General features: G+C 50.5%; 5 protein-coding genes. 3 read left to right on the plus strand and 2 right to left on the minus strand.

Features of this window, described 5'->3' with window-relative positions:
• Positions 1–122 precede the first annotated feature (122 nt).
• Together AC0QH1_RS15315 and AC0QH1_RS15320 are read left to right on the plus strand one after the other, a co-directional pair.
• On the plus strand, positions 123–692 hold the full coding sequence (locus AC0QH1_RS15315) for a Uma2 family endonuclease (protein WP_324632063.1): 570 nt from the start codon (positions 123–125) through the stop codon (positions 690–692).
• Between the two features lie 305 nt (positions 693–997).
• Positions 998–2,848, plus strand: coding sequence for an adenylate/guanylate cyclase domain-containing protein (locus tag AC0QH1_RS15320; protein WP_324632064.1), 1,851 nt, complete (start codon positions 998–1,000; stop codon positions 2,846–2,848).
• A gap of 104 nt (positions 2,849–2,952) precedes the next feature.
• Here AC0QH1_RS15320 and AC0QH1_RS15325 read toward each other — a convergent pair whose 3' ends face one another.
• A complete protein-coding gene (locus AC0QH1_RS15325) occupies positions 2,953–3,582 on the minus strand; it encodes a class I SAM-dependent methyltransferase (protein WP_324632065.1) in 630 nt (209 codons plus the stop codon).
• Positions 3,583–3,691: 109 nt separating this feature from the next.
• On the opposite strand from AC0QH1_RS15325, the gene hemH reads away from it, so the two are divergent.
• Complete coding sequence (hemH, locus tag AC0QH1_RS15330; protein ID WP_324632067.1) at positions 3,692–4,855, plus strand: ferrochelatase; 1,164 nt, start codon at positions 3,692–3,694, stop codon at positions 4,853–4,855.
• A gap of 94 nt (positions 4,856–4,949) precedes the next feature.
• On the opposite strand, the gene AC0QH1_RS15335 is transcribed toward hemH, so the two are convergent.
• Positions 4,950–5,552 (minus strand): DUF4126 domain-containing protein, encoded by a 603-nt coding sequence (locus tag AC0QH1_RS15335; protein ID WP_324632066.1) that lies wholly within the window; start codon positions 5,550–5,552, stop codon positions 4,950–4,952.
• Positions 5,553–5,667 lie beyond the last annotated feature (115 nt).

Genomic DNA, 5,667 nt, shown 5'->3' on the forward strand with positions numbered 1-5,667 from the left:
CCATCGAGCTTCGTTACCAATTATCATAACACAGGCTTTCCTCCTCTGTCAATATTGCGCCGCCAAATTGTGGGTTCCACCAAGGGTAAAATAGCGATCGAGAATTTTACCCCAGCAAGCCAATGGACGAGGAACAAACAAGTTTGACTTTTCGCGAATATTTGCAACTGGAACGAAGCAGGGCAGTACGCCATGAATACATCGCCGGCGAGTTGTTTGAAATGGGGAATTTATCGCCGGAACATGACGCGATCGCGGTTAATCTCAGCAGTGGATTGCAAGAGCGGTTGCGCGAGGGAGACTGGGAAGTTTTTATGGGAGAAATGATTCTGTGGGTAGAAGCTGCAGATGTGGCTTATTATCCCGATGTGATGGTAGTTTGCGACCCCACGGATAGCGATCGCGACTTTAAAACGCGGCCCATTTTAATTATCGAAGTGCTCTCCTCGGATACAGTGGCCACTGACCGACAAGAAAAGTTCCGGGCATACCAAAAATTGCCCAGTTTGCGGGAATACCTGTTAGTGCATCAGGACAAGGTAGGGATTGAAGTGTTGCGGAAAAATGCACAAGGGAATTGGACCGAAGAGCAGTTGCACGCAAAGGATAAATTGCGTTTGGATTCGGTGCCAGTCACCCTGACAATGGCAGAGATTTATGATGGGGTGTTGTTGGCTGAGCGATCGCTGTGAACCCTTCGAGTGGGGGTGGGAAATTGACCGACGCGGCGATCGCGGCGACAAGGCGGGTTTTAGAGCAAAAATTCTTATCTCACAGAGTTGCCCCCCACATCCCCCGAGAATTTTTATTGACAAAATGGCTGAAGTATGATAAATAGCCGAGAGCGATCGCCGGATGTGGAGCCAGTCTGAAGACCTGTGGTGGAGAGGACTCAGAGAGTTTTTGGGGTATGTTACCGTAATGTAATGAGTGGATGTAGAGTTCCACGCACCCCGGCTCGTCTTTCTCATCAAAACTTTAAAAATCCGAGAATAATATGCGCCAGTTCATTGCTCGAACTTGGAATGGGTTGCAATCGGTACTTTACCGACAGACCTTGCTCATTCTGACTCTATTGTTTTGCATTGGAGTCGGTGTGGCATTGTCGAATATGTCCCGTTTGTCGTCGCACCTGATTGCCTCCCAAGCACTACAGAATGCGGCGGCGATCGCCCAAACCATGAAAGAAGCGCGCACCCTCTACAGTTCCCAAGCCGTCAATCGCATCGAAAACATTCCCGGAATTCGCGTCACCCACGACTACGCCACCCAAGAAGGTGCCATGCCCCTCCCAGCCACCTTTCTCCTGGAACTCGGGCACAAAATTAGCGACGATCGTGGTGGAATGTCGGCGCATCTGTTTAGCGATTATCCCTTTCCTTGGCGCAGGGAAACTGGCGGCGCGCGAGATAATTTCCAGCGCGAATCCCTCAGCTATTTAAGACAACATCCCGATCGCTCGTTTTATCGCATCGAAACCCTTGGCGATCGGCAATTTTTCCGCTATGCCCAAGCCGATATCATGCAGCCCAGTTGCGTCGAGTGCCACAACACTCACCCCGCCAGTCCCAAAACCGATTGGAAAGTCGGCGACGTGCGCGGAATTCTGGAAATTTATCAGCCCTTAAATCCCTTTATCGCCCAAACGCAAACCGGCTTGCAAAGCACCTTTTTGATGCTTGGCGGATTATCTGTTTTAGCCCTTTCCGGTTTAACCGTGGTCATCAATCGCTTGCGTCAAACTGCCACAGTATTAGAACGGCGTGTCAAAGAACGCACCTCTGAGTTAGCCCTCGCCAACCAGGATTTAGAAAAAAGAAACCAACTGATTCGGCAGGTTTTTGGCCGCTACTTGAGCGATGAAGTGGTGGCGAATTTGCTCGACTCGCCATCAGCGCTCAAACTGGGGGGCGATCGGCGCAAAATTACCATTCTCACCTCAGACTTGCGCGGATTCACCGCTTTATCGGAACGGCTTTCCCCAGAAGAAGTGGTAGAAATCCTCAACTTTTACCTGAAACACATGGCGGACATCATTACTCAGTACGAAGGCACCATTAACGAATTTATGGGCGATGGGATTTTGGTGTTTTTTGGCGCGCCCACCGTCAGAGGAAACGATGCCGATAGAGCGGTTGCCTGCGCCCTAGCCATGCAGTTACAAATGAAAGCAGTTAACGATAAAATAAAAGAATTCGGTTGGTTGCCTTTAGAAATGGGAATTGGTATGAACACGGGAGAAGTGGTAGTGGGCAATATCGGCTCGGAAAAACGTACCAAATACGGTGTAGTCGGCAGTCACATGAATTTAACATTTCGCATTGAATCTTATACCACAGGCAGTCAAGTTTTTATTTCAGAATCTACTTTAAATGAAGTGAAAGCCCGCTTAAGAATTGATGAAGAAAAGAAAGTAAAGCCCAAAGGGGTAAAAAGGGAAATTACCATTTATCAAGTGGGCGGAATTGGCGAACCTTATAACTTATCTTTACCCCAAGAAGCGGAAAATTTTTATCCGCTTCCGGAACCGCTACCCATCCACTACGCCCTGTTAGAAGGCAAGCAGGTGGGGGAAAATTATTTCCACGGAAGTTTAATTCAGCTTTCGGAAAAAGGGGCAGCAATTCAAGCGCAGACAGATGCACAGGGGGCGATTCCGTCGGCATTGAGCAATATAAAGCTTAATTTAATTTCGTCTTACTATGGGTTGTTAAAGTCCAGCGAAGATATCTATGCTAAGGTGCTCGAAATTTCCGGGGAAAATGGGTGTTTTTACATCCGTTTTACCGCGCAACCTCCGGACGTCCGAGATCGGCTCAATTCTCTTTACAATTCGATACAAAAATAGGCTTGACAAATAGCATTGTTTGTGGTTGTGCTTCCCGTAGGGTGGGCATTGCCTAGGGCAGAGCGATCGCAGAGGCAATGCCCGTTACAGATTGCCAATTGCCGTTACCGAGGTTTTTGAGCTTGAAGCACCTGGAGGGAGCCACCGGCATAGAGTCGCGGTTTGTCAACCTGAAATCCGACTTCAGCCAACAGTTGAGGTAAATCAGTGGCGAGTAATTGCCAAGCGGTTTCGGTTTCAAACAGCCAGAGAAAGAGGCTCAAACCCGGCCACAATAAGGGATTGGTGGGACGATGAAAATCCACCATCGTAAAGGTACCGCTGGGTTTGAGGACGCGGTAAACTTCGGCGAGGATATCGCGCAATTGCTCGCGGTCCATTTCGTGCATGGCGACACTGGTATGGACCAGATCGAATTCATCCTTAGGCAGGGGCATATTTTCGGCGAAAGCTTGCACGTAGGATGCGTCGGGGACATTTTGGCGAGCGCGCTGGAGCGATCGCGGCGAAGCATCCAACCCCGTAACTTCAGAAGAATAGCGGACCAGGTATTCCGTTGCCTGAGCGCTACCGCAGCACAGATCCAGAACCTTGGTTTCTGGCGTGAGGGAGACACCTTCGAGGGCTAACTGACGGAAGCGGGATTCGCCGCCGACACTGAGGGCGGCGATGCGGGAAATGGTATCGTAGAGCCACTGATAGCGGTAACTCAAGTCTCTGAGAATCGTTGCCAATATTTCCTCCCGATAGAGATCTCAATCTGAGTTTAAAGGTGACTTAATCAACGATATGATTGTTAAAATAAGTAACGAAACTGAAGAGTAAAGGGAAACTGTGATAGCTATGGGCCGTGTAGGGGTATTATTACTTAATTTAGGGGGACCGGAGCAAATCGAAGACGTCCGACCCTTTCTGTTCAACTTGTTTTCAGATCCCGAAATTATTCGCCTGCCATTTCCGTGGTTGCAAAAACCCCTAGCATGGTGGATTTCGAGCCTGCGGACCCAAAAATCCGAGGAAAATTACCGCGAAATAGGCGGAGGATCGCCGTTGCGGCGGATTACAGAAGAGCAGGCGATCGCCCTGCAAGAGCAGTTAAAGCAAAAGGGCCAAGAGGCGCAAATTTATATTGGAATGCGCTATTGGCATCCCTTTACCGAAGAAGCGATCGCCCGAATCAAGCGCGATCGAATTGAAAAGCTGGTGATTCTGCCGCTATACCCGCAGTTTTCCATCAGTACCAGCGGATCGAGCTTCAGACTGCTCGAGAAAATTTGGCAAGAAGACCCATCGGTGCAGCAGCTTGACTATACCGTTATCCCCTCCTGGTACAAACACCGGGGATACCTCCAGGCGATGGCGGAACTGATCGCCCAGCAACTCGACGAGTTCGAGAATCCCGACGCGGTTCATATCTTCTTCAGCGCCCACGGCGTCCCCCTCAGCTACGTGGAAGAAGCCGGCGATCCTTACCAGCGCGAGATTGAGGAATGTACCGAACTGATTATGCGAACCCTCAATCGACCGAATGACCACACCCTCGCCTACCAAAGTCGAGTCGGACCGGTGGAATGGCTCAAACCCTATACGGAAGATGCGATTATCTCCCTCGCCGAGTCGGGAGTGAAAGACTTGCTGGTGGTTCCGATTAGCTTCGTCTCCGAACATATCGAGACCCTGCAAGAAATTGACATGGAATATCGAGAACTGGCAGAAGAAGCAGGAATCGAGAATTTCCATCGGGTGCCGGCCCTGAACACCCATCCGGTGTTTATTGACGACTTAGCCGATTTAGTCGTCGAAGCGATCGACCAGCCCAGTGTCACCTTCGACCAAGTGGTTCATCCGGCGAAGAAATTCAAAATGTATCCGCAAGAACGCTGGGAGTGGGGAATGACCACCGCCGCCGAAGTCTGGAACGGACGTCTGGCAATGATTGGGTTTATGGCATTAATAATAGAACTGATTACCGGCCACGGACCGTTGCACTTCGTGGGATTACTTTAGCTTAGAAGGGATGAGAGGTAGGGTGGGCATTGCTCACTCTACTCGTCGCGGGTGCAAATCATTTGGCAGTGCCACTGCATTGTCGTCGCGTCACTCAATCTGGATCTTGTTTGCTTTCCCGGGGATGGCGGCGAGTACCTTGCTCTACATACCAGCGATACCATTCCTGGGAGGTGCGAATAGCCAACCAGAGAAGAAGTAAAGCAATGATGCCGCCTTCGGTGGGTGCATCGAAGGCAAACAACACCAGGAAAATGCATAAGGCATCTTGGGCAACGATCGCCCACAGGGGCAATCTGCCCAGGCGGTAGAACCATCCCACTTGCACCAGTTGCAGGACCAGGGCTAATAACCCGCCGACAATGCCAATAATCGCCACGAGAAAGGAAGGGGCGGCATTGTCCTGGCCAAAACTGGCTTGGGCGATCGCCATTCCCATGATTGCCCCGACAACGGGACTGAAAACAAGCTGGACGTTTTGTAGGAGTCGCTGTCCCCAGACTTGTTTTGAGGCAAATAATTCAAATAACGACCAACTGACGAGAATCGCGATCGCCACCTGGGGGGACAAGCGAGACAACAGGGGTACGCGAGACCACAGTTGGTCGCTTTGCAATAAACCAATGAGCAGAAGGGGCAGGGCAATTCTCATTCCCCCCGCCGCCGACGCCGATAGCGCGGCAAGCAGTTCAATCATCGTTCATCGAAAATTAGGGTTGGTAAGGGGACGGATGAAAACCCCTGTCATTCATGCACGGGGAGGAATCCGTCCCCTTACACAAACAGCAGCCCAACAGGGCTTCAATTGAAGC

It is taken from the genome of Phormidium sp. CCY1219 (genome assembly GCF_055795085.1).

Bases quoted from the DNA above. Each gene is read 5' to 3' on its own strand.
- AC0QH1_RS15315 (WP_324632063.1), top strand. From the start codon at position 123: ATGGACGAGGAACAAACAAGTTTGACTTTTCGCGAATATTTGCAACTG.
- AC0QH1_RS15320 (WP_324632064.1), top strand. From the start codon at position 998: ATGCGCCAGTTCATTGCTCGAACTTGGAATGGGTTGCAATCGGTACTT.
- hemH (WP_324632067.1), top strand. From the start codon at position 3,692: ATGGGCCGTGTAGGGGTATTATTACTTAATTTAGGGGGACCGGAGCAA.
- AC0QH1_RS15335 (WP_324632066.1), bottom strand. From the start codon at position 5,552: ATGATTGAACTGCTTGCCGCGCTATCGGCGTCGGCGGCGGGGGGAATG.